A 26573-nucleotide genomic window follows, 5' to 3' on the forward strand; every position below is an offset into this window, starting at 1 on the left:
CTTATTCCGAATCCGCGTTCCGCAGCCGGTCGAGGCTCGGCAGCGACGTGATGTTGTAGCCGGCGTCCACATAGTGGATTTCCCCGGTCACGCCGCGGGAGAGATCGGAAAGCAGGTAGAGGGCCGAGCCGCCGATGTCTTCGATGGTCGCGGTGCGACGTAGCGGTGCGTTCTTCTGGTTCCAGGAATAGATCGCCCGGGCGTCGGAAATGCCGGCACCCGCAAGCGTGCGAACCGGGCCTGCCGAGATGGCGTTGACGCGGATGTCGCGCGGGCCGTAGTCGGCGGCAAGATAACGAACGGAACTTTCCAGCGCCGCCTTGGCGACACCCATGACGTTGTAGTTCGGGATCACCCGCATCGAGCCGCCATAGGTCAGCGTCAGGATCGCGCCGCCATCGATCATCAGGTCCGCCGCCCGTTTGGCGATTTCCGTGAAGGAGAAGCAGGAGATCACCATCGTGCGGCTGAAATTCTCGCGCGTCGTGTCGGCGTAGAGGCCCTTCAGCTCGTTCTTGTCGGAAAAGCCGATGGCGTGCACCACGAAGTCGAGCTTGCCCCAGCGTTCCTTGATCGCCGCGAAAGTAGCGTCCACCGAGGCAATGTCCTCGACATCGCAGGGGACAACGAAATCCGAATTGACCTCAGCGGCGAGTGGTTTCACCCGCTTGCCAAGCGCATCGCCTTGGTAGGTGAAGGCAAGCTCGGCCCCCTGCGCTGCAACGGCTTTCGATATCCCCCAGGCAATAGAGTGATTGTTGGCGACCCCCATGATCAGGCCGCGTTTCCCCTGCATGATTCCGGTCATGGATTTACCCGTTAAAGCGCTGGAAGACGAGCGTGGCGTTGGTGCCGCCGAACCCGAAGGAATTGGAAAGGACCGTGTCGATCTTGGCGTCGTCGATGCGCTTGCGCACGATCGGAACGCCTTCGAATTCCGGGTCCAGGTTCTCGATATGGGCGCTTTCGCCGATGAAGCGTTCCTGCATCATCAGAAGGCCGTAGATCGATTCCTGCACGCCGGCGCCGCCAAGCGAATGGCCAGTCAGCGACTTGGTCGACTGGATATGCGGGATCTTGTCCCCGAAAACGGTGCGGATCGCACCGATTTCCTTGCTGTCTCCCACCGGCGTCGAGGTGCCGTGGGTGTTGATGTAGTCGACATCGCCCTTCACGGTCGCCAGCGCCTGGCGCATGCAGCGGACAGCGCCTTCGCCCGAGGGGGCAACCATGTCGTAACCGTCCGAGGTCGCGCCGTAGCCGACGATTTCCGCATAAATCTTGGCGCCGCGAGCTTTCGCATGCTCGAGTTCTTCGAGAACCAGAACGCCGGCACCGCCGGCGATGACGAAACCGTCGCGGTCGACGTCATAGGCGCGCGAAGCCTTGTCGGGATTGTTGTTGTACTTGGTCGACATCGCCCCCATGGCGTCGAACAGGTTCGACATCGTCCAGTCGAGGTCCTCGTGGCCGCCGGCGAACATCACGTCCTGCTTGCCCCACTGGATCATCTCGGCGGCGTTGCCGATGCAATGCGCCGAGGTCGAGCAGGCGGACGAGATCGAATAGTTGACGCCGTGGATCTTGAACCAGGTGGCGAGCGTCGCCGATGCCGTGGACGACATCGCCTTCGGCACGGCGAAGGGACCGATGCGCTTCGGGCTGTTGTTCTTGATGGTGATCTCGGCGGCTTCGATCAGCGTGCGGGTGGACGGGCCGCCCGAGCCCATGATGATGCCGGTGCGTTCATTCTCGCCGATATCCTTGTCCTCAAGGCCGGAATCGGCGATCGCCTGTTTCATGGCGACGTGGTTCCAGGCGCCGCCCTGGCTGAGGAAGCGCATGGCGCGGCGGTCGACCAGCTCGGTCGGATCGAGCGTCGGCCGGCCCCAGACCTGGCACTTGAAGCCGTGCTCGGCGAAATCGGGAGAGAAGGAAATGCCGGACTTTGCCTGACGCAAGGATTCGGTGACTTCGGCGGCGTCGCTCCCGATCGAGGATACGATACCGAGACCCGTTACAACTACCCGTCTCATCTCATCAAAACCTTTTCTGCTTGTACTTCTTTGGCCGCGAAGCAGGATCAGGCGGCCTTTTCCTTCGACAGGCCTACACGAAGGTCTGTCGCCTGGTAAATGGTTTCGCCATCCGCCTTGAGCCAGCCGTCAGCGGTGCCAAGCACCAGACGACCGCGCATGACGCGCTTGAAGTCGATGCCATACTCGAGCAGCTTGGTGTCCGGGCGGATCATGCCCTTGAACTTCACTTCGCCGGTCGACAAAGCCATGCCGCGTCCGGGCTCGCCGAGCCAGCCGAGGAAAAAGCCGGTCAACTGCCACATGCCGTCAAGGCCAAGGCAACCCGGCATGATGGGATTGCCTTCGAAATGGCAGGGGAAATACCAGTCGTCGGGCTTAACGTCGTATTCGGCGCGAAGATAACCCTTGTCGAACGCCCCGCCTGTTTCCGAAATGTCGGTGATGCGGTGGACCATCAGCATCGGCGGCAGCGGAAGCTGCGCATTGCCGGGTCCGAACAGCTCGCCGTGGGCGCAAGAGAGAAGTTCTTCGTAAGAGAAGCTGGACTGCCTGGGTGCCATAAATTTCCGTTCCCCCCGTTGAACCTTAGACCTTTTGTTTCAGCAGCTTTAGTGCAAGATCGGTCGGAATTGAAGCGTAACGATGAACTTGCGCTCCGCCTGGGGATGGCAGCCGAGCCACTGGAACATGCGTTTGTTCTGGTCCGCATATAGGAAGCTAAAGACGCAAACCAGAGGCTTGTGATGGAAATTGCGCGTTTTTGGCCTTCTCGCGGCCGGTATCCTCCAGAAACTATTGAAAGTGTTCGCCGTAAAAGTTATATCGAAAAGTCAAGATACCTGATATGGGCGCAAAACGGCAGGAGCTGACGGGCAATATGGCAGAAGCCGTTACGGACATCGAGACGAGACTGCGCCATTGCGGCCTGCGTCCGACGCGGCAGCGCGTTGCGCTTGCCGACCTGCTGTTCGCCAAGGGTGACCGCCACCTGACCGTCGAGGAACTGCACGAGGAAGCCACCTTCGCCGGCGTGCACGTCTCGCTTGCGACCGTTTACAACACCCTGCATCAGTTTACCGAGGCCGGCCTCATCCGCGTGCTGGCGGTCGAAAGCGCCAGGACCTATTTCGACACCAACATTTCCGACCATCACCACTTCTTCATCGAGGGCCGCAACCAGGTGCTCGATATTCCAGTCAGCAACCTGGAGATCGGCAACCTGCCGGAAGCGCCGGAAGGCATGGAAATCGCCCATGTGGACGTGATCATCCGCCTGCGCGAAAAGAAGAGCTGACGCGCCTACTCTTTCCCTTTGTTTCCCCTCATAGCCTCGTCCTGCTCCCGCCCGGGCCGTGGCCTGTAGCGCGGCAATGTCCAGCCGTAGTGGATCGCGCCGCCGCGCAGGCCGAAGGCAAGCGCGGCACCCAGCCCCGAACTCGCGTAGAGCGGGAGACCGAGTGCATTTGCCGCAGTAAACCCGCAGGCGCCCGCGAGTGCTGCGGTGATGTAGATTTCCGGCCTCAGCAGCACCGAGGGTTCGTTGGCCAGAAGATCGCGCAGGATCCCGCCGAAGGCAGCCGTCAGCGCCCCGGTGACGATTGCGATCGTCGGCGATCCCGTGGCGGCAAGCCCTTTTGCCGCGCCGAGCACGCTATAGGCGGCAAGCCCTACCGCATCGAACCAGATCAGCAGGCGATAGCGCCATTCCACCCTATGCGCGGTGCAGAAGACGAAAGCACCGGCAATCACGCAAATCAGGATATAAGTCGGATCGAGCACCCAGAAGACCGGCATTCGTCCAAGGATAATGTCTCTGAGCGTGCCGCCTCCGAGCCCGGTGACCGCCGCGAAGAACAGGAAGCCGACGAGGTCGAGCTGTTTTCGCGAGGCGGCAAGCGCGCCGGTCGCGGCAAAAAGCGCGATACCGGCATAGTCGAGGATCATCAGCAGTGACATGTCAGACCTTGTGATCCAGCGTCGCGCAAGTGCAGGACGTTAGCATAACCGCCGATCGTCGCGTGCGTCACCCTTCGATGCGTGCCGTGAACAGATGAATTTGCAGAGGTCGACCTGTGAAAAAGCTCTTGATCATTGTCGTGCAGGCGCTCGTCCTGGTGTTTGCGCCGACGCTTGCTTTCGCTCAGCAGCCGCAGCGTTTCAGCGATCCGGAAATCTACGAGAAGGACTACTTCCGCAAGGAGTGCAAGACCGCCGGTTTCGAACCGGGCTTCATCAAGCGTTTCGACATCAACAACGACGGCATGATCGACCTCGTTTCCAACCAGTCCGAAGTAACCTGCGACGGGGTCAAGGGTCCGCGCTGCACCAGCGAAGGCTGCCCCTACAATTTCTATGTCCAGATCAAGGAAGGCGGCTACGTCATGGTCGCCACGGCCCAGCTTTATCAATACGATTTCGTTCAGTATTTCGGCAACATGGTCTTCGAATTGACCATGCATCCCCGCTTCTGCGGTCGCAAAGACGCCGCGCCGTGCGAGATGCGCGTCAGGGTGCGCGGCCTTGATTTCAATATCCTGTCGAAGAAGTAGAGCGGCCCTGGAGAAGGTTCATCCGGGAAAGATCTCGCCGATCCGCCCGGCGAGGTAATAGGCGGTCAGGCTCATCCATTCGCGGGCCGCGGTCGTGGCCAGCTGTGCATTCAGCGCCGGCTGGGTGAAATCCAGCGACGAGCGGACGATGCCGCTGGTGCGGTAATCGACCGGCCAGGGCGTGACCTTGATCCCGGCCGCCCGGAACAGGGCCATCGATCGCGGCATATGGAAGGCGGAGGTGATCAGCAGGCAGTTGTCGAGCCCTCGGGCCTTCAGAAGCTCGGCCGTATTCAACGTATTCTCATAGGTCGTACGGGACGCGTTCTCCTTCACCAGCCGATCGGCCGGGATGCCGAAGGCGGAGAAGAACCGTTCCGAAGCCTGGGCTTCGCCTTCGTAGGCGCCGCTGATCGAGCCGTCGCCGCCTGATATCACGATGCGTGCTTCCGGATGATTGCGTGCAAGCCGCAGCGCCTCCACGAACCTGTCGGCGGCCTGGTTGAGTTCGATGCCGCCACGCGCGGTCGTCACCTCGTTTTCGAGCACGCCACCAAGCACGATCATGCAGGATACCGCCTGCGGCTCCTGGGCGGGCTTCGGAAAACGATCTTCCAGCGCTTGCAGCGCCACCGTGCCCGTCGTCGTAAAAAGCGTCAGGAACAGCACCAGCGTGGTTAGGAATGCGGCAAACCCGCCGAGCCTGCGCCAGCCGGCGAAGACCAGAACTGCGGCGAGGGCGGAGAGGAGAAAACTGATCGAGAGAGGCTGGGCAAACACCCAGAAGAGCTTGGAAAGCAGGAACATCGATGTCCTTCGGAACGATCAGGCGCGGCGGCGGGCGGAGACGATCGGCTGCTGGAAATGCAGGTGCAGCGGGCGCGGCAGAAGCGCCGTCGCCAATGCCACCGCAAGGGCCAGAACCGAAACGATCCAGAGCGCATGACTGCCCGCATATTTCGTCAAAAAAGCGCCCGTCACGGCACCGCATGCCATTCCGGTCCAGGGAACCGTCTGGATCAGCCAGCCGGTCGGATTGCGGTCGCCGATCAGCCAGCGGCCGATGCCGCGGCCGAAGCGGGAAAGCGCGCCCGTCACATAGGTAAGCCCGATCGGCAGCCCTTCGATATGCTCGACAGTCGCGTTGATCATGCCCATCGACAGCACGACCAGATAAAATTGCAGCCGCGGAAAACCGGCCGTGGGGACCATGGAAGCGGCAGCCAGGAGGAGCGAGACGCCCGAGAGCACCACGAAGGTGCGGCGCGCCGAGACCGTGTAGGCGAGCACGATGCCGAGCGCGTTGCCGAGGATGAAGACCCAAAGCGCGATGAAGAGGATGATCGCATGGCTATAGTTGCCGTCGGCAAAGGCGATGGCTGCGCGGGTCGTGTTGCCGGTCATGAAGGAGACGAAGTCGCCCGAGAGAAGCAGGCCCACTGCATCCGTCATCCCCGCCACGAAGGAAATCGCGGCAACCAGCACAAGACCCGTCATGGTCCGTCGCCTGCGGATGATGCGTCTTCGTCTTTCCCTGGTCATGGAGCCCTTTCCTCCGCGTAGAACTGCGCGAATCGCGCCCCGAGGCGTTGATCTAAGACAATGCCGGACAACTAGACAAGAAATCGCAAATCGCGCGCCGAAGCGAGTCCTACCGCGCGTGCAACCAAGCCTCGATGCCTTGTGCCGCGGCCCGGCCCGTGGCAAGGCATGCGGTCAGCAGGTAGCCGCCCGTCGGGGCCTCCCAGTCCAGCATTTCTCCTGCGGCGAACAGGCCCGGAAGCGGCTTCAGCATGTAGTTTTCGTCAAGATCGCTCCAGGCGATGCCGCCGGCTGACGAGATCGCTTCCGCGATCGGCCGCGGACGGACAACCGGGATCGGCAAAGCCTTGATCAGCCGCGCCAATTCCTCCGACGCCACGCGGTTGGCATCCGGAAGGAGTTCGCGAAGCAGTGCGGCCTTCACGCCCTCCAGCCCGGCGCCCTTGCGGAGGCGGTTGGAGAAACTCGCCTTGGCATTCTGCCGGGCAAGGTCGCGGGCGAGCCGTTCCGGTGTGCGGCCTGGTGCGAGATCGACCGTCAATGCGGCCTGCCCTTGGGCGAAAAGTCGGTCCCGAAGGGCTGCGGAATGGGCATAGACGAGGCTGCCTTCGATCCCGTGTTTCGAGACCACGAATTCGCCCTGGAACGTGCCGGCGTCTGAGGTTGTGGAAACTGATTTCAGCGGCCCGCCGGCGAAACGTTCGCAAAACGCCTCGCTCCAGGCGACATCGAAACCGCAATTGGCCGGCTTCGGATCGATGACTTCAACGCCCTTGGCGCTCAGCCACGGCACCCAGGCGGCATCCGATCCAAGCCGGGGCCAGCTGGCGCCTCCCAGCGCCACGAGGGCAGCATCGGGCTCGACAATGACCGGCCCTTCCGGCGTTTCGAACCGATAGCCGTTTTCGGCAAACCCCACCCAGCGATGTCGTGTTTTGAGCGCCACCCCCTGAGCCTCCAGGCGCCGCAGCCAGGCGCGCAGCAAGGGCGAAGCCTTCATGACTGTTGGAAACACGCGACCGGAGGTCCCGACGAAGGTTTCCGTGCCGAGGCCCGCCGCCCAGGCCCGAACGTCGTCCGGCGCGAATGCGTCGAGGGCAGGGCGCAGTCGAGCGGAGGCACTTCCGAATCGCGCCGCGAACTTTGAAAAGTCCTCCGAATGTGTGATGTTCAGCCCAGATTTGCCGGCAAGCAGGAATTTCCGCCCGAAGGTCGGCATCGCCTCGTAGACCGTCACGGCATGGCCGGCAGCGGAGAGAACCTCCGCTGCCATCAGCCCTGCCGGGCCGCCGCCAATGATCGCGATCTGCTTCGTCATGATCTCCGGTTACGGCAGATCAGTCCGCTTTGCCATAGCCCCCGGCCGTCGGTGTTTGCACTGTCACCGCTTCGCCGGCCTCGATGATCGTCTGGGCGCAGCCGCCAAGCTCTTCGAGCGTGCCGTCGAGGCGCCGCACCGTGGTCTTGCCGAGCTCGCCGGTTTCGCCACCGGCAAGCCCGTGCGGCTTGATCGTCCGGTGCGAGGAGAGGATGGCGCAGTCCATCTTTTCGAGGAAGCGGATCGTCCGCTTCGTTCCGTTGCCGGCCGAGAACTTGCCCCTGCCGCCGGAGTTTTCGCGGATGTGGAAGTCCTCGAGCAGCACCGGATAACGGGTCTCCAGGATCTCGGGGTCGGTGAGGCGGGAATTGGTCATGTGCACATGCACCGCATCCGTGCCCTCGAAACCGGTCCCGTCATTGAAGATACCGGCCGGCGAACCGGAGCACAGCGTCTCGTAATACTGGTAGGTCGCGTTGCCGAAGGTGAGGTTGTTCATCGAACCCTGGCTTGCCGCCATCGCGCCGAGTGCGCCGAACAGCGCATTGGTCACATGCTGGCTGGTCTCGACATTGCCGGCGACAACAGCCGCCGGATATTGCGGTTTCAGCATCGAGCCTTCCGGCACGATGATGCGGATCGGCCGCAGGCATCCCGCATTCATCGGAATGGAACTCTCGACCATGACGCGGAAGACATAGAGCACAGCCGCCCGGGTGACCGGTTCGGGGGCGTTGAAATTGTTCTTTTTCTGCGGGCTGGTGCCGGTGAAATCGACGGTCGCTTCGCGCTTGGCCTTGTCGACGGTGATCTTCACCTGGATCACGCTGCCCTGGTCGGTCGGGTAGGAGAATTCGGAATTGCCGAGTTTCTCGATCACCCGGCGCACGCTCTCTTCCGCGTTGTCCTGCACATGGCCCATATAGGCCTGCACCACGTCGAGACCGAACTGCGCGATCATCTTGCGCATTTCGTGCACGCCCTTTTCGTTGGCGGCGATCTGGGCGCGCAGGTCCGCGACATTCTGGGCGACGTTGCGGGCCGGGTAGGGGTGGTTGGAGAGGAGATCGGTGATGCCGGCCTCGTCGAACCTGCCGCGATCCACCAGCAGCACGTTGTCGAACAGCACGCCTTCCTCGTCCACGGTTGTCGCCAGCGGCGTCATCGAGCCCGGCGCGGTGCCGCCGACATCGGCGTGATGGCCGCGCGAGGCGACGTAGAAGAGAATGTCCTTGCCCTCGGCATCGAACACCGGCGTCACGACGGTGATATCCGGTAGGTGCGTGCCGCCATTATAGGGCGCGTTCAGCGCAAACACGTCGCCGGGGCGGATCCTGCCCTGGTTCTGGGCGATGACGCTTTCAACCGAGCGGTCCATGGAGCCGAGATGCACCGGCATATGCGGGGCGTTGGCCACCAGCGCACCATCCGCGTCGAAGACCGCGCAGGAGAAGTCCAGCCGTTCCTTGATGTTGACCGAGGAGGCGGTGTTCTGCAGGGTCACGCCCATCTGTTCGGCGATCGACATGAAGAGGTTGTTGAACACTTCGAGCAGCACCGGATCGGCCTGGGTGCCGATCGGCTTGGCGCGGGAAAGTTCGGCAACGCGCCTCAGCACGACATGGTTCAGCCTGGTGATCTCGAAAGCCCAGCCGTCCTCGACGACGATCGTCTGATGCGGCTCGACGATCAGGCAGGGGCCGCTGGCCCGCGCGCCCGGCTTGATATCGGCTCGGACGTAGACCGGCGCCTCGCGCCATGCGCCGCCGGAGAAGAACTTTGTCTGTTCCGCCGCGGTCGGTGCCCTGTCGTCCGTCGCGAATTCCGGCTCGTCGGAATCGGCGCCGCCGCCGATTGCCTCGACCTCATAAGCCTCGAAAATGATCTCGCGGTTCTCGAAGATGAAGCCGAACTGCTTCCTGTGCGCCGTCTCGAAGGCGACCGTCATCTCTGCCGCATCGGCAAGAGTGACGGGCAGGGTCGTATCCGTGCCCTGGTAGCGCAGATGGGCGCGATGAAGCACCTCGGTTTCGGAGGCGGTTACGCCCTGCGACGCCATTTCCTCCAGCACGCTGGCGGTCAGGTCATCGCGGATGGCTCCAAGCGTTTCCAGCGCGGCCGCAAGCTCGTGCGAGACCGTGCGCTGGCGGGTGGCGCGGATATCCGCAAGGCCCATGCCATAGGCCGAAAGGATGCCCGAAAACGGGTGGATCATCACGGTCGAGATGCCGAGCGCGTCTGCCGTCAGGCAGGCATGCTGGCCGCCGGCGCCGCCGAAACAGGTCAGCACGTAATGAGTGACATCGTAGCCGCGCTGGACGCTGATCTTCTTGACCGCATTCGCCATGTTCTCGACGGCGATCGCCAGGAACCCGTCGGCCACTTCTTCCGGCGAACGGCCGTCGCCGATCACCTTGGCCATATCCTCGAAGGCGGCACGCACGGCATCCGCATCGAGCGGCTGGTCGCGGTTGGGGCCGAAGATTGCCGGGAAGAGTTTTGGCGAGAGCTTGCCGAGCATGACGTTTGCGTCGGTCACGGTCAGCGGACCACCGCGGCGATAGGCCTTCGGGCCGGGATTGGCGCCGGCGGAATCCGGACCCACGCGAAAACGGCCGTTCTCGAAATGCAGGATCGAACCGCCGCCGGCGGCAACCGTATGGATCGACATCATCGGCGCCCGCATGCGCACGCCGGCAACTTCGGTCTCGAAGGAGCGTTCCAGTTCGCCGTCATAGTGGGAAACGTCGGTGGACGTGCCGCCCATGTCGAAGCCGACCATCCGGTTGAAGCCGGCGAGCCGCGACGTTTCGACCGCGCCGACCACGCCGCCGGCGGGGCCGGAGAGGATCGCATCCTTGCCCTGGAACAGCCGCGCCGCGGTCAACCCGCCGGAGGACTGCATGAACATCAGCTGCGCGCCATTCTTATCGGCGGCGTCCAGCCCGGTGCCGAGTTCGCCGGCAACCTGCTCCACGTAGCGGCGCAGGATCGGCGAGAGATAGGCATCGACGACCGTGGTATCGCCACGCCCGACCAGCTTGATCAGCGGCGAGACCTCGTGGCTCACCGAGACCTGGGTAAAGCCGATCTCGCGGGCGATCTGCGCCACCAGCTGTTCGTGAGCCGGGTAACGATAGGCGTGCATGAAGACGATGGCGACGGCACGGAAACCGGCATCATACTGTTCCTGCAGCTGGCCGCGGATCGTCCCCTCATCCGGCGCCGCCTCGATCGTGCCGTCAGCCCGAACCCGTTCGTCCACCTCGACCACGTGCCTGTAGAGCAGTTCCGGCTTGATGATTTTCTTGGCAAAGATGTCGGCGCGGGCCTGGTAGCCGATTGCCAGCGCATCCCGGAAGCCGCGCGTGGTGACGAGCAGCGTGTGCTCGCCCTTGCGCTCCAGCAGCGCATTGGTAGCAACTGTCGTACCCATCTTCACCGCGCCGATCGCATCGGCGGGGATGGCGGCCCCGGTCGGCACGCCGAGGAGCTCGCGGATGCCCTGCACGGCCGCGTCGCGGTAGGCTTCCGGATTTTCGGACAGGACCTTATGGGCGACGAGTGATCCGTCCGGCTTCCGGCCCACGATATCGGTGAACGTGCCGCCGCGATCGATCCAGAAATCCCACTTAGCCTCGGTCATAGTCCGCCCCTCAAATCAAATTGCGTGCCCTAACGAAAACATTTCGTCGATAAAACGTCAATGATTAGTTGACAGGAAAATGCACATTGAAGCATCATGCTTGCTGAACGGGCAGGAAGCCGCCAAGAGCTCCACCCGGATAACCGGCAACCGAGGGGAGCCGACCATGCCGTTTTCGAGATCCTGTAACGGGAGGGCCACCCATGTCCACCGTTGATCCCCGCCACAGCATATTCCCGGATTGGCTCCGGAAGGTGCTGGATGGACTTTATCTGTTTTCCGGCTATCTCGCCGGGCTTTTTCTCGTCGCCATTTTCCTGATCATGCTGGGGCTTTCGGCCGGGCGCCCGCTCGATGTCGACGTGCCGTCCGGTGACGATTTCGCTTCCTGGTGCATGGCCGCAAGCGCCTTCCTCGGCCTCGCCCACACGTTCCGCTCCGGCGAGATGATCCGTGTCGGGTTGCTGGTCGAGCGTTTCAAGGGGCGTTCGCGGCAGGTCATTGAAATTGCCGCCCTGGCCCTGGGCACGGTCGCCGCGGTTTATTTCGCCTGGTTCGCCTATGACATGACGAAGACTTCCTGGCAGTTCAACGACCTGTCGCAGGGCGTCATCGCGGTGCCCTTGTGGATTCCGCAGCTCGGTTTCTGCGGCGGCCTGATCATCCTCGCGATCGCCTTTGTCGACGAACTCCTCCATGTGCTGTTCGGCGGCTCGCCGCGTTATGAGAAACCGGAGCCGCAGACGGCCGAGGAAGTCATCGAGCGCGCCATGCAGAGCGGGGCGTGATCCATGAGCACGATCGAACTCGTTGAAATCGCCGGCATCGTTCTTGTCGCCCTTCTGGCGCTGCTGGCCGGCGGGGTGTGGATCGGCATTTCGTTGCTGATCTGCGGCTTTATCGCCATGCTCTTCGTGCCCGGCATCCCGATCGGCGCCGTGCTTGCTACCAATTCCTGGAGTGGCGGCGCATCCTGGTCGCTGGCGGCCCTGCCTCTGTTCGTCTGGATGGGGGAAATCCTGTTCAGGACCCGGCTTTCGGAAGAGATGTTCCGTGGCCTGGCTCCCTGGCTCGGCTGGCTGCCCGGCCGCCTCATGCATGTCAACGTGCTCGGCTGCGGCCTGTTCGGCTCGATCTCGGGCTCGTCGGCCGCCACCACCGCCATGATCGCCAAGATCGCCCTGCCGGAATTGAAGAAGCGCGGTTACGACGAGATGGTCAGCCTCGGTTCTCTCGCCGGCGCCGGCACGCTCGGCATCCTCATCCCGCCGTCGATCACCATGGTCGTTTATGCTGTCGCGGCGAATGTATCGATCATCCAGATCTTCCTCGCCGGCTTCCTGCCGAGCGTCATTGTCATGGTGCTTTATTCCGGCTACATCATCGTCTGGTCGCTTCTGAACCCGGACAAGCAGCCGCCCGCACCGCCAAAGATGAGCTTCATGGAGAAGCTTAGGGAATCGGCCAATCTCATTCCCGTCACGCTGCTCATCGTGCTCGTCTTCGCGACCCTCATCCTCGGCTGGGCGACGGCGACGGAATGCGCGGCCTGGGGCGTGCTCGGTTCGCTTGCCATCGCCGCCTGGTCGCGGACGCTGACGGTGAAAGCCTTCTGGGACAGCGTCATGGGCGCCACCCGGCTCACCTGCATGATCATGCTGATCCTGACCGGCGCAGGCTTCATGTCGATCGCCATGGGTTATACCGGCATTCCGAACGCGCTCGCCGCCTGGGTCGACAGCTTCAACCTCAGCCCCTATGCGCTTATCGCGGTGCTGACGGTCATGTATATCCTGCTCGGGGCAGCGCTCGACGGGCTGTCGATGATCGTGCTGACCACGATCGTGGTGTTGCCGATGGTCCAGCAGGCCGGCTTCGACCTCGTCTGGTTCGGCATCTTCCTGGTGCTGATCGTCGAGATGGCGGAAGTCTCGCCGCCGGTGGGCTTCAACCTCTTCGTGCTGCAGACGATGAGCGGTCGCGACAGCCTGACCGTCGCCCGCGCCTCGCTGCCGTTCTTCTTCCTGCTTGTGGCGACAGTCGCCATCATCACGGTCTTCCCGGAAATCGTGATGGTTCTGCCGAAAATGGCATTCCCGGGCTAACCAGAGTGACAAAAGGGGACTGATATGAAAAGGATGCTTTCCAATCTCGTGCGCACCGGCCTTGCCGGCGCAGCGCTGCTTGCCGCCGGCGGCGCGGCCTTCGCCCAGACCGCCTGGGTCCTGCCGTCTGCCTATCCGCCGGCCAATTACCACGTCCAGAACCTCAGCCAGTTTGCCTCGGACGTGGATGCCGCCAGCAAGGGCGCTCTCAAGATCACCATTCATCCCAACGCTTCGCTCTTCAAGGCGCCGGACATCAAGCGCGCCGTCCAGACCGGCCAGGCACAGGCCGGCGAAGTGCTGATCTCGCTGCATGAGAATGAAAACCCGGTCTTCGGCATCGACGTCGTGCCGTTCCTGGCAACCAGCTTCGACGCATCGAAGAAGCTCTATGCCGCATCCAAGCCGGCAATCGAAAAGGCGCTCGACGCCCAAGGCCTCAAGCTCCTCTATGCGACGCCGTGGCCGCCGCAGGGCATCTTCACCAAGAAGGACGTCAACAGCACGGCGGATCTCAAGGGCCTGAAATGGCGCGCCTACAACGTCGGCACGTCGCGCATCGCCGATCTCGTCGGTGCCCAGCCGGTCACCGTCCAGGCGGCCGAACTGCCGCAGGCGCTTGCAACCGGCGTCATCGATGGCCTGATGACCTCGAGCGCCACCGGCGTCGATAGCAAGATCTGGGAATCGCTGACCCACTATTACGATACCCAGGCCTGGATCCCGAAGAACGTCATCTTCGTCAACAAGGCCGCCTTCGCAGCGCTCGATCCGGCTGTCCAGAAGGCCGTCACCGATGCGGCGGCTGCCGCGGAGACCCGCGGCTGGGCGCTCGGTGCCGAAAAGACCGCCGCCTACATGGAAACCCTCAAGAAGAACGGCATGAAGGTTCTCGAACCGAGCGCCGATCTCAAGAAGGGTCTGGCCGATGTCGGCGCCAAGCTGACCGAGGATTGGTCGAAGAAGGCCGGCGCTGACGGCGCCGCCATTCTGGACGCCTACAAGAAGATGTGATTTGAGGAGCGCCGCAGGCATCCGCCTGCGGCGCGCTCATTCCGGGAGGAAAAATCATGGCATCGGAAAAGAGTGAATTCGGCCCGATCGTATCCTCCGGGCACCTGGCGAGCGGCGCATTGCCGGCGCTCTCCGAGATCGAATTCGGCATGATCATGCTGAACCACGCCTTCGGCCGCTGGATGGTCCGCTGCATGTCGGCGACCGGCGTGCCGGATCTGTCGCCGATCGATATCCTCGTGCTGCACAACATCAACAGCCGCAACAAGGCCAAGACGCTGGCCGATATCGCGCTGGTCCTCAACATCGAGGATACGCATGTGGTGACCTACGCGCTGAAGAAGCTCGAGCGCCTGAAGCTGATCAAGTCCGGCCGCCGCGGCAAGGAAAAGCTGGTCATGGTGACGGAAGCGGGCGCCGAAGCCTGCAAGCGCTATGCGGCGGTGCGCGAGGAACTGCTGGTCAAATCGGTACTGGCCACCGAGGTTTCGGGCGAAACCCTGTCGGCCATGGCGGCCCGCCTGCGCGCCCTGTCCGGCCACTACGACCAGGCAGCCCGGGCGGCGGCTTCGCTTTAGGAAAACAGCGCATCCATCAGCGGATGGGCAGGATCCTCCATGCCGTCGAGGATGGTGAAGTGATGCTTGTCGGGCTCTTCGACGGCGTCGGTCTCAGCCCCCAGCCCCTTCCAGATGCTGGCAAGCAGGGCGTTCTGGCGGATGAATTCGGCGCGCTCGCCGGCCCCCACCCAGCAGGTCACCCGCGCCCCCGGCAGCGGTTCCAGCAGGGCCGGGCTTTCCCGGTAGGCTTCTTCGGCGTCGATCTGCTGCTTTTCATTCATCTTCGTCTTCATGATCGGCCGCAGATCGTGCACGCCGGAGAGTGAAACCGTGCTGACGATGCGGCTGCGCACTGCTTCCGGCAGCGGAGAGGTGGCCGAGATCATCCGCGTCACGAGATGGCCGCCGGCCGAATGGCCGATCAGCCGGATCGGTCCTGCTACTTCCTTTGCAGCAGCCTCGATCGCCTTGCCGATTTCCAGCGTGATGCCTGAAATGCGGTTTTCCGGGGCGAGCGTGTACATCGGCATGGCGACGGCATAACCGCGCTCCACCGAACCCCTGGCGAACTGCGACCAGTAGCTGTTGTCGAGCCCGATCCAGAAGCCCCCGTGGACGAACACCACGAGGCCGGCCGGTTCGGTTTCGGGCAGGAAAAGGTCGAAACGATTGCGCGGTTTTTCGCCATAGGAAAGGCCGAGCCTGGCGCGGCCGGCTGTGGCGAGCGCCTCGCGATAAAGTCGTGCCGGTTCCACCCATGCTGCCGGCCAGCGGTCGCCCTGGGGAATGTTGATGCCGTTGGCATAGGCATTGTCCCAGTCGCTAATCCGATGACGCATCTTCACTTTCCCTTCGATATGGCCTGATTTCGAGCGTCATACTGGCACCGCATCAGCCCGCTTGGAAGCCGCTCAAGCGCCAAAAATGGCGGTCGGGGAAAATTATTATAAACTTAAAATTTCTCTTGCAACCGAGGGAAAGCAGTGCTTTTCTGATTGAAAGGCAAAAAGCCGCTCGAAAAAAAAACGCTTGGGAACGAAAATATGCTGGGACCGTCAGGCCATCTGGATACGTTTGCCCGCGACAATCTTCCGCCGCCGGATCAGTGGCCGGAAATCAGGCTTGATGGCTTCGATTATCCGGAATGGATGAATGCGGGGGTCGAGCTCACCGACCGCATGGTCGAGCGCGGCTTCGGCGACCATACCGCCCTTATCGGCAACGGCCGCCGCCGCACCTACAAGGAACTGTCCGACTGGACGAACCGCATCGCTCGTGCCTTGACTGAGGATTACGGCCTGAAGCCCGGCAACCGGGTGCTGATCCGCTCCGCCAACAACCCGGCCATGGTCGCCTGCTGGCTGGCGGCGACCAAGGCCGGCGCCGTCGTCGTCAATACCATGCCGATGCTGCGCTCCGGCGAACTCGCCAAGATCATCGACAAGGCGGAGATCTCGATCGCGCTCTGCGATACGCGGCTGATGGACGAACTGGTCGCCTGCGCCAAGGAAAGCCGTTTCCTGAAACAGGTGATCGGTTTTGACGGCACGGCCAACCATGATGCCGAGCTCGATCGTGCGGCGCTCAACAAGCCGGTGCGTTTCGAAGCAGTGAAAACCGGCCGCGACGACGTGGCCCTGCTCGGCTTCACCTCCGGCTCGACCGGCGTGCCGAAGGCGACGATGCATTTCCACCGCGATATCCTGATCATCGCCGATGCCTATGCGAAGGAAGTGCTGGACGTGACGCCGGACGACGTGTTCGTCGGTTCGCCGCCACTCGCCTTCACCTTCGGGCTCGGTGGCCTCGCGGTCTTCCCTCTGCGTTTTGGGGCCGCCGCGACGCTGCTCGAACAGGCCACGCCGCCCAAGATGATCGAGATCATCGAGACCTACAAGGCGACGATCAGCTTCACCGCGCCGACCGCTTATCGCGCCATGCTGGCGGCGATGGATGCCGGCGCCGACCTGTCCTCGCTGCGCATTGCCGTTTCCGCCGGCGAGACGCTGCCCGGCCCCGTCTTCGACGAATGGGTGAGGAAAACCGGCAAGCCGATCCTCGACGGCATCGGCGCAACCGAAATGCTGCATATCTTCATCTCGAACCGGCTCGGCGATTCCAAACCGGCCTGCACCGGCAAGCCGCTCACCGGCTACGAGGCGATCGTCGTTGACGACGACATGAACGAGGTACCGCGCGGCACGATCGGCAGGCTGGCGGTCAAGGGACCGATCGGCTGCCGTTACCTCGCCGACGACCGCCAGAAGGAATACGTCAGGGACGGCTGGAACCTGACGGGCGACAGTTTTGTCGAGGACGATGACGGTTATTTCCACTTCGCCGCCCGCTCCGACGACATGATCGTCTCGGCCGGCTACAACATCGCCGGCCCGGAAGTGGAAGCTGCGCTTCTGAAGCATGATGCCGTGCTGGAATGCGCCGTTATCGGTGCATCTGACGAGGCGCGGGGCACGATCGTCGAGGCACATGTGGTGCTGGCGAAAGGCTTCGAGGCAAGCGACTTGCTCGTCAAGCTTCTGCAGGATCACGTCAAGGCGGTGATCGCGCCTTACAAATATCCGCGCTCTGTCGTCTTCACCGATGCGCTGCCGAAGACCGAATCCGGCAAGATCCAGCGCTTCCGCCTGAAGCAGAAACCCTCGGCGTAACCATAGTGAATAACGGTTGAATTTCGCCGTATATCCAGAGTGGAAGTTTCCACGCAAATGTGGAAGACAAAGAAGACCCGGCGGATCTCCAAGTCCGTCGAAGGCATCGGGAACGACACAAAAACAAACGGGAGTTCGTCACATGAAGAAAATGCTTGCTGCAGCCACTTTGGCGCTGAGCATGAGCACCACCGGCATGGCTTTCGCCGAGCCTTTGAAGATCGGCATGATCACCACGCTTTCGGGCGGTGGCGCCGGTCTTGGCATCGATACGCGCGACGGCTTCATGCTGGCGATCAAGAATGCCGGCAACAAGGACATCACCGTCGTCACCGAAGACGATGCACAGAAGCCGGAACTGGCCGTGCAGATCGCCGACAAGATGATCCAGAGCGACAAGGTCGACATCCTCACCGGCATCGTCTGGTCGAACCTGCTTATGGCGGTTGCTCCGAGCGCCGTGGCGCAGGGCAAGTTCTACGTCTCGACCAACGCCGCGCCTGCAGCACTTGCCGGCGCCAATTGCAACAAGTTCTATTTCAATGCCGCCTACCAGAACGACAACCTTCATGAAGCCATGGGCGAATATGCTAACAAGGGCTACAAGAAGATGTTCATCCTCGCCCCGAACTATCCGGCCGGCAAGGATTCGCTGACCGGCTTCAAGCGTTATTACAAGGGCCAGCTCGCCGCCGAAGTCTACACCCAGGTCGGCCAGACCGACTATGCCGCCGAAATCGCCCAGATGCGTGCATCCGGCGCCGACGGCATCTTCGTCTTCCTGCCCGGCGGCATGGGCATCGCCTTCATGAAGCAGTTCGCCCAGTCGGGCGTCAAAATCCCGGTCATGGGCCCGGGCTTCTCCTTCAGTCAGGACGTCCTGCCGGCGATCGGCGACGCGGCGGTCGGCGCCAAGGCATCCGGCCAGTGGGCTCCGGACTTCGACAACGCCGCAAGCAAGAAGTTCCTGGCGGATTTCCAGAAGGAATATAACCGCCTGCCGTCCATCTACGCCGTCCAGGCCTATGACGCCGCCCAGCTCATCGTTGCCGCGGCTTCCAAGGCCAGCGTCAAGAACGCCGATGCCTTCGGTGCCGAGCTGAAGAAGGCCGACATCCAGTCGCCGCGTGGAAAATTTAAGTTCAACACCAACCAGCATCCGATCCAGGACATCTACCTGACGGAAGTGATCAAGCAGAACGGCGTCATCACCAACAAGACGGTGGAGAAGATCTTCGCCGATCATGGCGATGCCTATGCCAAAGACTGCAAGATCTAAGGTCCGCCGGTGACTTTGGCACTTGCTCTGGAGCAGTTGCTCAACGGCCTGCAGCTCGGCGTCATGTTGTTTCTCATGGCTGCCGGGCTGACGCTGATCTTCGGCGTCATGGGTCTGATCAACCTCGCTCACGGCTCGCTCTACATGGTCGGCGCATTCGCCTGCGCCACCGTGGCGGCGTGGACCGGTTCGTTCTGGATCGGCCTGATCGCCAGCCTCGCCGCGGCTGCCGCCGCCGGGGCGGTGGTCGAGCTCGTGGTGATCCGCCGGCTCTACGACCGCGATCACCTCGACCAGGTGCTCGCCACCTTCGCGCTGATCCTGATGTTTTCGGAAGGCACGCGCTGGATGTTCGGTTCCTTCCCGCTCTATCTCGATATTCCTCCCTTGCTGCAGGGCGCAGTCGCGCTGCCCGGCGGTACCGAATATCCGGTCTATCGCCTGGCGATCATCCTCGCCGGCGCGATCGTCGCCTTCGGCCTCTATCTGCTGATCTCCCGGACGCGGCTCGGCATGCGCATCCGCGCCGGTGAAAGCGACCGCGAGATGATCGGCGCACTCGGCGTCGATATCCGCACGCTCTACACAGTCGTCTTCGCCCTCGGCGCGGCCCTGGCGGGCCTCGCCGGCGCCATGGTCGGCGCGCTACAGTCGGTGCAGGTCGGCATGGGCGAACCGGTGTTGATCCTCGCCTTCGTGGTCATCGTCATCGGCGGTATCGGCTCGATCAAGGGGGCGCTTTTGGGCGCGCTGCTGGTCGGGGTTACGGATACGATGGGGCGTTTCCTTTTGCCAAAAATCCTGGCGCTGTTCGTTGCCCCGGCACAGGCAGGCATGATCGGCGGCGCGGTGGCCTCGATGCTGATCTATATCGTCATGGCGGTCATTCTCGCGGTCAAGCCGCGCGGCCTCTTCCCCGCGGCGCATGCGTGAGATCATGATCGTGACCCGCGAAAACCTCATCAACCTCATTCTGGCGGCCCTGCTGCTCGCCGTCCCCTTTGCGGCGGACGCGCTGGGCCAGCCGTTCTACATCACGCTCGCGACCCGCATCGCCATCCTGGCGCTCGCTGCGACCGGCCTCAATCTGGCGTTGGGCCTCGGCGGCCTCGTCTCCTTCGGCCACGCCGCCTTTTTCGGCATCGGGGGCTACGTCGCCGGTATTCTTGCGGCCCACGCCTTTTCCAGCGATCCGCTGCTGTTCGGCCTGTCCGGCACGAAACAGATGTGGGTCATCTGGATCGTCGCGGTGATCCTCTCGGCCCTCGTCGGCCTGGCGATCGGCGCGATCAGCCTCAGGACCTCGGGCGTCTATTTCATCATGATCACCCTCGCCTTCGCGCAGATGGTCTATTATTTCGCGATCTCCTGGCCCGCCTATGGCGGCGAGGACGGGCTGTCGATCCTCGTCCGCAATCAGTTCCCCGGCGTCAACACCATGCGGCCGCTGACCTTCTTCCTGATCTGCTATGTCGTCCTCTTGCTGGCGCTCGGCCTCTTCGCGCTCATCCGCGCCTCGCGCTTCGGCACGGCGTTGCAGGCCGCACGCCAGAACGAGGTGCGCGTCGCGACCGTCGGCATCCAGCCCTATCGCATCAGGCTGACCGGTTTTGCGATCTCGGCGGCGGTCACCGGCCTCGCCGGCGCCCTGTTTGCCGATCTCAACCGCTTCGTCAGCCCGTCCATGCTCTCCTGGCACATGTCGGGCGAACTGATCGTGCTGATCATCCTCGGCGGCACCGGCCGGCTGTTCGGGCCCTTGGCCGGCGCCGCACTCTACGTGATCTTCGAATATGCGCTCGGTGGCCTCACCGAACGCTGGCAGTTTTTCCTCGGCCTCATCCTCCTCGTCGTCGTGCTGTTTGCGCGGGGCGGTCTCCTCGGGCTCGTTGCCGGAAAGGCCAAACATGGTTGAGCCGGTTCTAGAAATCTCCAATCTCGTCAAGAATTTCGGCGCGCTCCGGGCAACCGACGGCGTGACGCTCGACCTGCGCCCCGGCGAGATCCACGCCCTGATCGGCCCGAACGGCGCCGGCAAGTCGACGCTCATCCACCAGATCTGCGGCACGCTCCGGCAGGATAGCGGCACGATCCGTTTCGCAGGGCAGGATATCGGCTCGCTCGGGGTTGCCGAACGCGCCCGCCTTGGGCTTGGTCGCACCTTCCAGGTCTCGTCGATTGCGCCGGATTTTTCCGGCCTGCACAACGTCATGCTGGCGGTGCAGGCGAAGCAGGGTTCGAGCTTCCGGTTCTTCAAGCCTGTCATGCGCGACAGGTCGCTGATCGACACAGCGATGGCCATGCTGGAACGCGTCGGGCTGACGGCTCGCGCCCGCATCCCCGCCGCCGAGCTTTCCCATGGTGAACGCCGGCAGCTCGAAATCGCCATGGCGCTGGCGCTCGGCTCGAAAGCCTTCCTGCTGGATGAACCGATGGCCGGCATGGGACCGGAAGGCTCGAAGTCGCTGACCCGCTTCCTTGATACGCTGCGGCAAGAGGCGCCGATCCTGCTGGTCGAGCACGATATGGACGCGGTCTTCGCACTCGCCGACCGGATATCCGTTCTCGTCTACGGCCGCATCATCGCGACGGGGACGGTCGAGGAAATCCGCCGTGACCCGACCGTGCGCACCGCCTATCTTGGAGACCATGCCTGATGCTGCTCGATGTGACGAAGATCGAAGCATTCTACGGCGCCAGCCAGGCGCTTTTCGGCGTCGACCTGTCGGTCGCCGAAGGCGAGGCCGTCGCCCTGATGGGCCGCAACGGCATGGGCAAGACGACCACCATCCGCGCCGTCTGCAATCTCAACCCGCCACGGTCAGGCGCGGTGAAGATCGGCGGCACGGATACGAAGGGCAGGCGCCCGCACCATGTCGCCAGGCTCGGCATCGGCCTGGTTCCGGAGGGCCGCCGCTGTTTCCCGAACCTGACGGTGCACGAGAACCTCATCGCTGCCGCGCGGCCCGGCCAATGGACGCTGGAACGCGTCAACGAGCTGTTCCCCCGGCTTGAGGAGCGGCATGCGCAGATGGCAAGGTCGCTCTCCGGCGGCGAGCAGCAGATGTTGGCGATCGGCCGCGCCCTGATGACCAATCCGCGACTTCTCATTCTCGACGAGGCGACCGAGGGCTTGGCGCCGGTCATCCGCCAGGATATCTGGAAGGCGATCAGGCGGCTGAAAGCCGAGGGTTTGTCGATCCTCGTCGTGGATAAGACACTTTCGGAGCTTTTGCCGGTTGCGGACCGGTGTGTCATCCTTGAAAACGGAAGAAGCGCCTGGAGCGGCAGGCCCGCGGACCTGACGACGGAACTGCAGGATCGATATCTCGGGGTATAGGCATGGAAGCGGAAGCGGCAAGCGCCGACCTGGAACTGATCGCCCATGGCCCGCATGGGAAAAACAAGCCTGAGACGCGGCTGTGGCTGCGCATGCTTTCCACCACCAAGCTGATCACCACGGAAATCCGCCGCCGGCTCCGCACCGAGTTCGGCGCGACGCTTCCCCAGTTCGATCTGATGGCGCAGCTCTACCGCGAAGCGGATGGCTTGCGGCTCGGCGAGCTTTCCAAGCGCACCATGGTGACGAACGGCAACGTGACCGGGCTGGTGGAGCGGCTGGAGACGGACGGTTTCGTGCAGCGGGTCACGCCGGACGGAGACCGCCGTGTCACCGTCGCCAAGCTGACGCCCGCCGGTACCGAGCTTTTTGTCGCCATGGCCGCCGCCCATGAGGGCTGGCTGCGCGATATCATGGCCGATGTGGACCCGGCGATGATCGCCTCATTGTGGTCGGAGATCGGTGCGGTGAAAGCTTCTGCCAGCAACCACCTTTCCGGCAGCGCCTTCGAATAGTAAGGCTCGTTTCAGGGCACAACAATTCGGGGTTAAGAGATGGCAGACCTGCAGGCGATCGTCGAGGAGATCCACGAGAAGCTGACGCCGCGGCTCGGCGAAGGCAAGGTGGCCGACTACATCCCGCAACTCGCCCATGTGGATCCGAAGAAATTCGGCATGACCATTGTCACCGTAGACGGCGAGGTGCACAAGGTCGGCGATTGCGACGAGCCCTTTTCGATCCAGAGCGTCTCGAAGGTCTTCACCCTGACCCTGGCCCTCGGCAAGCACGGCGAGACCACTTGGAACCGCGTCGGCCGCGAGCCCTCAGGTTCGGCCTTCAATTCGATCGTCCAGCTCGAACATGAGGAGGGCAAGCCGCGCAATCCCTTCATCAACGCCGGCGCCATCGCCGTCAGTGATCTGGTCCTTGCCGGACATACGCCGCGCGAGGCGATCGGCGAGATCGTCCGCTTCGTACGTTATCTGGCCGATGACGATGCGATCGCCATCGATCCGGAAGTGGCCAAGTCCGAGCAGGCGACGGGTTTCCGCAATTTTGCGCTCGCCAATTTCATGCGGTCGTTCAACAAGCTCGATCATCCGGTCGAACATGTGCTCGGCGTCTATTTTCATCATTGCGCGCTCGCCATGACCTGCACCCAGCTCGCCAGGTCCGCACTTTTCCTCGCCGCCTCTGGCCGCAATCCGCTCACAGGGCATACGGTCGTTTCGAAGCAGCGGGCGAGGCGCATCAACGCGCTGATGCTCACCTGCGGCCACTATGACGGGTCCGGGGACTTCGCTTACCGCGTCGGCCTGCCCGGCAAGAGCGGTGTCGGCGGCGGCATTATGGCGGTTGCGCCGGGCAAGGCTTCCGTCGCCGTCTGGTCGCCGGGCCTCAACCAGAACGGCAACTCGCTGCTCGGCTCGCTGGCGCTGGAAATGCTGGCCACCAGAACCGGCTGGTCGGTGTTCGGCCAATAAAAAAAGCCCGACCGAAGCCGGGCTTTTGAGTTTATTGGCAGCGTTGTAATCAATCCTCGCTGGCTGCCATTTGCGAGAGCACATTGCCGCGCCCGCGGAAGCGCAGGATGAGCGGCAGGATGAGCGCGGTTGCCGCCAGGGCCAGCAGTACCGCGGAGATCGGCGATTGCACGAGCGTCGTCACGTCCCCCTGGCTGATCGCCAGCGCACGGCGAAGCTGCTGTTCCGCCAGTGGTCCAAGGATCAGGCCGACGATGACCGGCGCGATCGGATAATCGAAGACGCGCATCACATAGGCGACCAGCCCGAAGACCAGCAGCATGCCGAGTTCGAACACCGAGGGGTTGGCGCCGATCGTGCCGAGCGTGGCGAACACCAGGATGCCTGCGTAGAGCCACGGCTTCGGAATGGTCAGCAGCTTCACCCACAGGCCGACGAGCGGCAGGTTGAGGACGAGCAGCATCAGGTTGGCGATCAGAAGCGATGCGATCAGGCCCCAGACGAGCTGCGGATTGGTCGCAAACAAAAGCGGACCGGGCTGCAGGCCGTATTGCTGGAAGCCGGCGAGCATGATCGCCGCAGTCGCTGAGGTCGGCAGGCCGAGCGTCAAGAGCGGCACCAGCGTGCCGGCGGCGGAGGCATTGTTGGCGGCTTCCGGACCGGCGACGCCTTCGATCGCGCCATTGCCGAATTCTTCCGGATGTTTGGAAAGCTTCTTTTCCGTCGCATAGGACAGGAAGGTGCCGATCTCGGCGCCGCCGGCCGGCATCGCGCCGATCGGAAAGCCGATCACCGTGCCGCGAAGCCACGCCTTCCAGGACCGTGCCCAGTCATGAGCCGTCATCCAGACAGAGCCCCTGATCGCTTCGATCTTGTCCGGTGCCGATGCGCCCTGGGCAGCGATGAAGAGTGTCTCGCCGATCGCGAACATGGCGACCGCCATCGTCGTTACCTCGATGCCGTCGAGCAGGTCCGGAACGCCGAAGGAAAGCCGGTTCTGGCCGGTCAGCTGGTCGATGCCGACGAGCGAAAGGGCAAGGCCGATAAAGAGCGACGTGAGGCCGCGCAGCGTCGAATTGCCGAAGGCCGACGAGACGGTGACGAAGGCCAGAACCATCAGCGCGAAATATTCGCGCGGACCGAAGACCAGCGCCAGCTTGACGATGTAGGGCGCGATGAAGGCAAGCGCGAGCGTTGCGATCAGGCCGGCGACGAACGAACCGATCGCGGCCGTCGCCAGTGCCGGGCCGCCGCGTCCTGCCCGGGCCATCTTGTTGCCCTCGAGCGCGGTGACGATCGAGGCGCTTTCGCCGGGCGTGTTCAGGAGGATCGAGGTGGTCGAACCGCCATACATGCCGCCATAGTAGATACCGGCGAACATGATCAGCGAGCCCGTTGCATCGAGCTGGTAGGTGACCGGCAGGAGCAGGGCGACCGTCGTCGCCGGACCGATGCCCGGAAGCACGCCGACCATTGTGCCGAGCGTCACGCCGATCAGCGCGTAGATGAGGTTCATCGGCTCCATGGCCGACGCCAGACCCTGAAGAAGGAATTCGAATGTGCTCATGATCTTACTCTCAAGGGCCGATCACTGGATCAGGTGTTCCAGCGGACCTGCCGGAAGCGAAAGTTGCAGGACACCGGCAAACAGCCACCAGATGGCGAGACAGATGACGATGCCGACCGGAATGCTGATCCACAGCCTGCGGGCGCCGAAGCCCGCCGCGGCGAGGCCGAACAGCGTGCCTGTGGCGATCGAGAAACCGGCGATCCGAATGAGGGCCATCTGCGCTACCAGGCCCGCGACGACCCAGACAACAGGTCCGATCTCCTGCTTTTCCCGCGCTGGAAAATCGCGGCGAAACGCGGCGAAGACGGTCCAGATCGCAAGCCCGATCAGTGCGAAGGCGATCCAGTTCGGAACGGTGGCGGGCCCGACCTGGCTATAACCGCCCATATCCCGCAGCCGGTCGACATCCAGGAAGATGACGGCAGCGACGGCAACGAGGATGGCGGCAATAACAAGCGCCGCCCAATCGGGGCGGCGCTGCTCGGTGGTCGTTTTGTTGGTGTCGAGGCTCATTTGACCAGTCCGATATCCTTCAGGATGGTTTCAGTCGCGGCGATATCCTTGGCAAGCTGCGCTTCGAATTCCGGGCCGGAGAGATAGGTGTCGATCCAGCCCTTGGTCTTCAGGCTGTCCTGCCAGGTCTTGGACTTTGCGAGCTTTTCGACGTCGGCGGTCACGGCCTTCTTCTGCTCGGGGGTGAGACCGGGAGCGGCGGCGACCATGCGCCAGTTCTGGATCACGACGTCAAGGCCGGATTCCTTCAGCGTCGGGGCATTGATGCCTTCGATTTTCTTGTCGGCGGAGATGGCGAGCAGACGCAACGCGCCGGCCTTGATCTGGCCTTCGAACTCGCCGTAGGACGAGATGCCGGCCGTGACCTGGCCGCCGAGGATGGCGGCGAGTGCTTCGCCGCCGCCGGAAAACGCAATGTAGTTGACCTTGGTCGGGTCAACGCCGGCAGCCTTTGCGATCAAACCGGCCGTGATGTGGTCCGTGCCGCCGGCCGAACCGCCGCCCCAGGAAACCGCGCCCGGGTTTGCCTTCAGCTTGGCGACGAGGTCGGCAACCGTCTTGATCTCGGAGGCGGCCGGGACGACGATGACTTCATATTCGCCGGTGAGGCGGGCGATCGGGGTGACGTCCTTCAGGGTAACCGGCGACTTGTTGGTCAGGATGGCGCCGACCATGACGTAACCGCCGACCATCAGGGCGTTTGCATTGCCCTTCTGCTGGCTGGCGAACTGGGCGATGCCGATCGTGCCGCCGGCGCCCGGAACGTTCATGACCTGCACCTTGCCGGAGATTTTCTCGGTCTGCAAAGCGGTCTGCATGGTGCGGGCGGTCTGGTCCCAGCCGCCGCCCGGCGCTGCCGGAGCCATGATCGAATAATCGGCCGCAGCGGCCGGAAGTGCGATTGCGCCCGCGAGAAGGGAAGCAAGGAAGAAATGTTTCAAGGGT

The 26573-nt window shown here is 63.1% G+C and carries 26 protein-coding genes; 14 read left to right on the forward strand and 12 right to left on the reverse strand.

The features are described 5' to 3' along the window. Nucleotide 1: 1 nt before the first annotated feature. The 3 genes from fabI to fabA are packed head-to-tail and all read right to left on the reverse strand — an operon-like array spanning nt 2 to nt 2599. On the reverse strand, nt 2-808 hold the full coding sequence (fabI, locus tag ABCW43_RS23070; protein ID WP_046602823.1) for an enoyl-ACP reductase FabI: 807 nt from the start codon (nt 806-808) through the stop codon (nt 2-4). A 4-nt stretch (nt 809-812) separates the two neighbouring features. Next, nucleotides 813-2036, reverse strand: coding sequence for a beta-ketoacyl-ACP synthase I (gene fabB, locus ABCW43_RS23075; RefSeq protein ID WP_345928803.1), 1224 nt, complete (start codon nt 2034-2036; stop codon nt 813-815). A 47-nt stretch (nt 2037-2083) separates the two neighbouring features. Further along, nucleotides 2084-2599 carry a 3-hydroxyacyl-[acyl-carrier-protein] dehydratase FabA gene (gene fabA, locus ABCW43_RS23080; protein WP_037080143.1) on the reverse strand — a complete coding sequence of 172 codons (516 nt, stop codon included), beginning with the start codon at nt 2597-2599 and terminating at the stop codon, nt 2084-2086. Between the two features lie 317 nt (nt 2600-2916). Between fabA and irrA the strand changes: the two genes are divergently transcribed. Then, nucleotides 2917-3333, forward strand: coding sequence for an iron response transcriptional regulator IrrA (irrA, locus tag ABCW43_RS23085; RefSeq protein WP_345929390.1), 417 nt, complete (start codon nt 2917-2919; stop codon nt 3331-3333). Nucleotides 3334-3338: 5 nt separating this feature from the next. Here irrA and ABCW43_RS23090 read toward each other — a convergent pair whose 3' ends face one another. After that, the gene (locus ABCW43_RS23090; protein WP_046637907.1) at nt 3339-3995 is read right to left on the reverse strand and encodes a trimeric intracellular cation channel family protein; all 657 of its coding nucleotides are present in this window, start codon (nt 3993-3995) and stop codon (nt 3339-3341) included. A 116-nt stretch (nt 3996-4111) separates the two neighbouring features. On the opposite strand from ABCW43_RS23090, the gene ABCW43_RS23095 reads away from it, so the two are divergent. Further along, nucleotides 4112-4588 carry a hypothetical protein gene (locus ABCW43_RS23095; protein ID WP_345928808.1) on the forward strand — a complete coding sequence of 159 codons (477 nt, stop codon included), beginning with the start codon at nt 4112-4114 and terminating at the stop codon, nt 4586-4588. Between the two features lie 18 nt (nt 4589-4606). Here the strand turns inward: ABCW43_RS23095 and ABCW43_RS23100 are convergent, their stop codons facing one another. The 4 genes from ABCW43_RS23100 to ABCW43_RS23115 form a co-directional block, all read right to left on the reverse strand. Beyond that, entirely contained in the window at nt 4607-5395 is a 789-nt protein-coding gene (locus tag ABCW43_RS23100; RefSeq protein WP_345928810.1) for a YdcF family protein, read from the reverse strand. 18 nt (nt 5396-5413) lie between these two features. After that, nucleotides 5414-6130: a YoaK family protein gene (locus ABCW43_RS23105; RefSeq protein WP_345928812.1), complete on the reverse strand. Its 717-nt coding sequence runs from the start codon at nt 6128-6130 to the stop codon at nt 5414-5416. 109 nt (nt 6131-6239) lie between these two features. Further along, nucleotides 6240-7451, reverse strand: coding sequence for a BaiN/RdsA family NAD(P)/FAD-dependent oxidoreductase (locus tag ABCW43_RS23110; RefSeq protein WP_345929392.1), 1212 nt, complete (start codon nt 7449-7451; stop codon nt 6240-6242). A 16-nt stretch (nt 7452-7467) separates the two neighbouring features. Further along, entirely contained in the window at nt 7468-11094 is a 3627-nt protein-coding gene (locus tag ABCW43_RS23115) for a hydantoinase B/oxoprolinase family protein (RefSeq protein ID WP_345928814.1), read from the reverse strand. A gap of 203 nt (nt 11095-11297) precedes the next feature. On the opposite strand from ABCW43_RS23115, the gene ABCW43_RS23120 reads away from it, so the two are divergent. The 4 genes from ABCW43_RS23120 to ABCW43_RS23135 are packed head-to-tail and all read left to right on the forward strand — an operon-like array spanning nt 11298 to nt 14791. Further along, on the forward strand, nt 11298-11882 hold the full coding sequence (locus tag ABCW43_RS23120) for a TRAP transporter small permease (RefSeq protein ID WP_345928815.1): 585 nt from the start codon (nt 11298-11300) through the stop codon (nt 11880-11882). A 3-nt stretch (nt 11883-11885) separates the two neighbouring features. Continuing rightward, a complete protein-coding gene (locus ABCW43_RS23125) occupies nt 11886-13199 on the forward strand; it encodes a TRAP transporter large permease (protein ID WP_345928817.1) in 1314 nt (437 codons plus the stop codon). A gap of 33 nt (nt 13200-13232) precedes the next feature. Beyond that, nucleotides 13233-14213 carry a TRAP transporter substrate-binding protein gene (locus ABCW43_RS23130; RefSeq protein WP_345929393.1) on the forward strand — a complete coding sequence of 327 codons (981 nt, stop codon included), beginning with the start codon at nt 13233-13235 and terminating at the stop codon, nt 14211-14213. A gap of 56 nt (nt 14214-14269) precedes the next feature. After that, on the forward strand, nt 14270-14791 hold the full coding sequence (locus ABCW43_RS23135; protein WP_345928819.1) for a winged helix DNA-binding protein: 522 nt from the start codon (nt 14270-14272) through the stop codon (nt 14789-14791). Here the strand turns inward: ABCW43_RS23135 and ABCW43_RS23140 are convergent. Next, on the reverse strand, nt 14788-15612 hold the full coding sequence (locus tag ABCW43_RS23140; RefSeq protein ID WP_345928821.1) for a hormone-sensitive lipase: 825 nt from the start codon (nt 15610-15612) through the stop codon (nt 14788-14790). The genes ABCW43_RS23135 and ABCW43_RS23140 overlap by 4 nt on opposite strands. 204 nt (nt 15613-15816) lie before the next feature. Between ABCW43_RS23140 and ABCW43_RS23145 the strand changes: the two genes are divergently transcribed. The 8 genes from ABCW43_RS23145 (at nt 15817) to ABCW43_RS23180 (ending at nt 23545) form a co-directional block, all read left to right on the forward strand. After that, nucleotides 15817-17442, forward strand: a complete 1626-nt coding sequence (locus ABCW43_RS23145; protein WP_345928823.1) for an AMP-binding protein — start codon at nt 15817-15819, stop codon at nt 17440-17442. Nucleotides 17443-17584: 142 nt separating this feature from the next. Further along, complete coding sequence (locus tag ABCW43_RS23150; RefSeq protein ID WP_345928825.1) at nt 17585-18721, forward strand: ABC transporter substrate-binding protein; 1137 nt, start codon at nt 17585-17587, stop codon at nt 18719-18721. Nucleotides 18722-18730: 9 nt separating this feature from the next. Next, the gene (locus ABCW43_RS23155) at nt 18731-19654 is read left to right on the forward strand and encodes a branched-chain amino acid ABC transporter permease (RefSeq protein ID WP_345928827.1); all 924 of its coding nucleotides are present in this window, start codon (nt 18731-18733) and stop codon (nt 19652-19654) included. A gap of 4 nt (nt 19655-19658) precedes the next feature. Beyond that, nucleotides 19659-20636, forward strand: a complete 978-nt coding sequence (locus ABCW43_RS23160) for a branched-chain amino acid ABC transporter permease (RefSeq protein WP_345928829.1) — start codon at nt 19659-19661, stop codon at nt 20634-20636. After that, complete coding sequence (locus tag ABCW43_RS23165) at nt 20629-21378, forward strand: ABC transporter ATP-binding protein (RefSeq protein ID WP_345928831.1); 750 nt, start codon at nt 20629-20631, stop codon at nt 21376-21378. Before ABCW43_RS23160 ends, ABCW43_RS23165 begins: the two co-directional genes overlap by 8 nt. Next, the gene (locus tag ABCW43_RS23170) at nt 21378-22061 is read left to right on the forward strand and encodes an ABC transporter ATP-binding protein (protein WP_445738994.1); all 684 of its coding nucleotides are present in this window, start codon (nt 21378-21380) and stop codon (nt 22059-22061) included. The genes ABCW43_RS23165 and ABCW43_RS23170 overlap by 1 nt, the downstream gene beginning before the upstream one ends. Nucleotides 22062-22063: 2 nt before the next feature. After that, entirely contained in the window at nt 22064-22576 is a 513-nt protein-coding gene (locus ABCW43_RS23175) for a MarR family winged helix-turn-helix transcriptional regulator (RefSeq protein WP_037080105.1), read from the forward strand. A 39-nt stretch (nt 22577-22615) separates the two neighbouring features. Next, complete coding sequence (locus ABCW43_RS23180) at nt 22616-23545, forward strand: glutaminase (protein WP_345928834.1); 930 nt, start codon at nt 22616-22618, stop codon at nt 23543-23545. 49 nt (nt 23546-23594) lie between these two features. On the opposite strand, the gene ABCW43_RS23185 is transcribed toward ABCW43_RS23180, so the two are convergent. From ABCW43_RS23185 to ABCW43_RS23195, 3 genes are read right to left on the reverse strand one after another with little or no spacing between them, the layout of a single operon-like run. Continuing rightward, nucleotides 23595-25112 (reverse strand): tripartite tricarboxylate transporter permease, encoded by a 1518-nt coding sequence (locus ABCW43_RS23185; protein ID WP_345928836.1) that lies wholly within the window; start codon nt 25110-25112, stop codon nt 23595-23597. A gap of 21 nt (nt 25113-25133) precedes the next feature. Next, on the reverse strand, nt 25134-25628 hold the full coding sequence (locus tag ABCW43_RS23190; RefSeq protein ID WP_345928837.1) for a tripartite tricarboxylate transporter TctB family protein: 495 nt from the start codon (nt 25626-25628) through the stop codon (nt 25134-25136). Then, entirely contained in the window at nt 25625-26569 is a 945-nt protein-coding gene (locus ABCW43_RS23195; protein ID WP_345928840.1) for a Bug family tripartite tricarboxylate transporter substrate binding protein, read from the reverse strand. Before ABCW43_RS23195 ends, ABCW43_RS23190 begins: the two co-directional genes overlap by 4 nt. Nucleotides 26570-26573: the final 4 nt, after the last annotated feature.

Origin of the sequence: Neorhizobium tunisiense (genome assembly GCF_039631515.1) — a bacterium.
Lineage (GTDB): Bacteria > Pseudomonadota > Alphaproteobacteria > Rhizobiales > Rhizobiaceae > Neorhizobium.

Excerpts from the sequence above, each read along its gene's own strand:
- ABCW43_RS23175 (WP_037080105.1), top strand. The coding sequence starts at position 22,064 with ATGGAAGCGGAAGCGGCAAGCGCCGACCTGGAACTGATCGCCCATGGC.
- ABCW43_RS23135 (WP_345928819.1), top strand. The coding sequence starts at position 14,270 with ATGGCATCGGAAAAGAGTGAATTCGGCCCGATCGTATCCTCCGGGCAC.
- fabB (WP_345928803.1), bottom strand. The coding sequence starts at position 2,036 with ATGAGACGGGTAGTTGTAACGGGTCTCGGTATCGTATCCTCGATCGGG.
- ABCW43_RS23170 (WP_445738994.1), top strand. The coding sequence starts at position 21,378 with ATGCTGCTCGATGTGACGAAGATCGAAGCATTCTACGGCGCCAGCCAG.
- irrA (WP_345929390.1), top strand. The coding sequence starts at position 2,917 with ATGGCAGAAGCCGTTACGGACATCGAGACGAGACTGCGCCATTGCGGC.
- ABCW43_RS23090 (WP_046637907.1), bottom strand. The coding sequence starts at position 3,995 with ATGTCACTGCTGATGATCCTCGACTATGCCGGTATCGCGCTTTTTGCC.
- fabA (WP_037080143.1), bottom strand. The coding sequence starts at position 2,599 with ATGGCACCCAGGCAGTCCAGCTTCTCTTACGAAGAACTTCTCTCTTGC.
- ABCW43_RS23165 (WP_345928831.1), top strand. The coding sequence starts at position 20,629 with ATGGTTGAGCCGGTTCTAGAAATCTCCAATCTCGTCAAGAATTTCGGC.
- ABCW43_RS23180 (WP_345928834.1), top strand. The coding sequence starts at position 22,616 with ATGGCAGACCTGCAGGCGATCGTCGAGGAGATCCACGAGAAGCTGACG.
- ABCW43_RS23140 (WP_345928821.1), bottom strand. The coding sequence starts at position 15,612 with ATGCGTCATCGGATTAGCGACTGGGACAATGCCTATGCCAACGGCATC.
- ABCW43_RS23185 (WP_345928836.1), bottom strand. The coding sequence starts at position 25,112 with ATGAGCACATTCGAATTCCTTCTTCAGGGTCTGGCGTCGGCCATGGAG.
- ABCW43_RS23150 (WP_345928825.1), top strand. The coding sequence starts at position 17,585 with ATGAAGAAAATGCTTGCTGCAGCCACTTTGGCGCTGAGCATGAGCACC.
- fabI (WP_046602823.1), bottom strand. The coding sequence starts at position 808 with ATGACCGGAATCATGCAGGGGAAACGCGGCCTGATCATGGGGGTCGCC.
- ABCW43_RS23145 (WP_345928823.1), top strand. The coding sequence starts at position 15,817 with ATGCTGGGACCGTCAGGCCATCTGGATACGTTTGCCCGCGACAATCTT.
- ABCW43_RS23160 (WP_345928829.1), top strand. The coding sequence starts at position 19,659 with ATGATCGTGACCCGCGAAAACCTCATCAACCTCATTCTGGCGGCCCTG.
- ABCW43_RS23190 (WP_345928837.1), bottom strand. The coding sequence starts at position 25,628 with ATGAGCCTCGACACCAACAAAACGACCACCGAGCAGCGCCGCCCCGAT.
- ABCW43_RS23105 (WP_345928812.1), bottom strand. The coding sequence starts at position 6,130 with ATGACCAGGGAAAGACGAAGACGCATCATCCGCAGGCGACGGACCATG.
- ABCW43_RS23100 (WP_345928810.1), bottom strand. The coding sequence starts at position 5,395 with ATGTTCCTGCTTTCCAAGCTCTTCTGGGTGTTTGCCCAGCCTCTCTCG.
- ABCW43_RS23125 (WP_345928817.1), top strand. The coding sequence starts at position 11,886 with ATGAGCACGATCGAACTCGTTGAAATCGCCGGCATCGTTCTTGTCGCC.
- ABCW43_RS23115 (WP_345928814.1), bottom strand. The coding sequence starts at position 11,094 with ATGACCGAGGCTAAGTGGGATTTCTGGATCGATCGCGGCGGCACGTTC.
- ABCW43_RS23120 (WP_345928815.1), top strand. The coding sequence starts at position 11,298 with ATGTCCACCGTTGATCCCCGCCACAGCATATTCCCGGATTGGCTCCGG.
- ABCW43_RS23130 (WP_345929393.1), top strand. The coding sequence starts at position 13,233 with ATGCTTTCCAATCTCGTGCGCACCGGCCTTGCCGGCGCAGCGCTGCTT.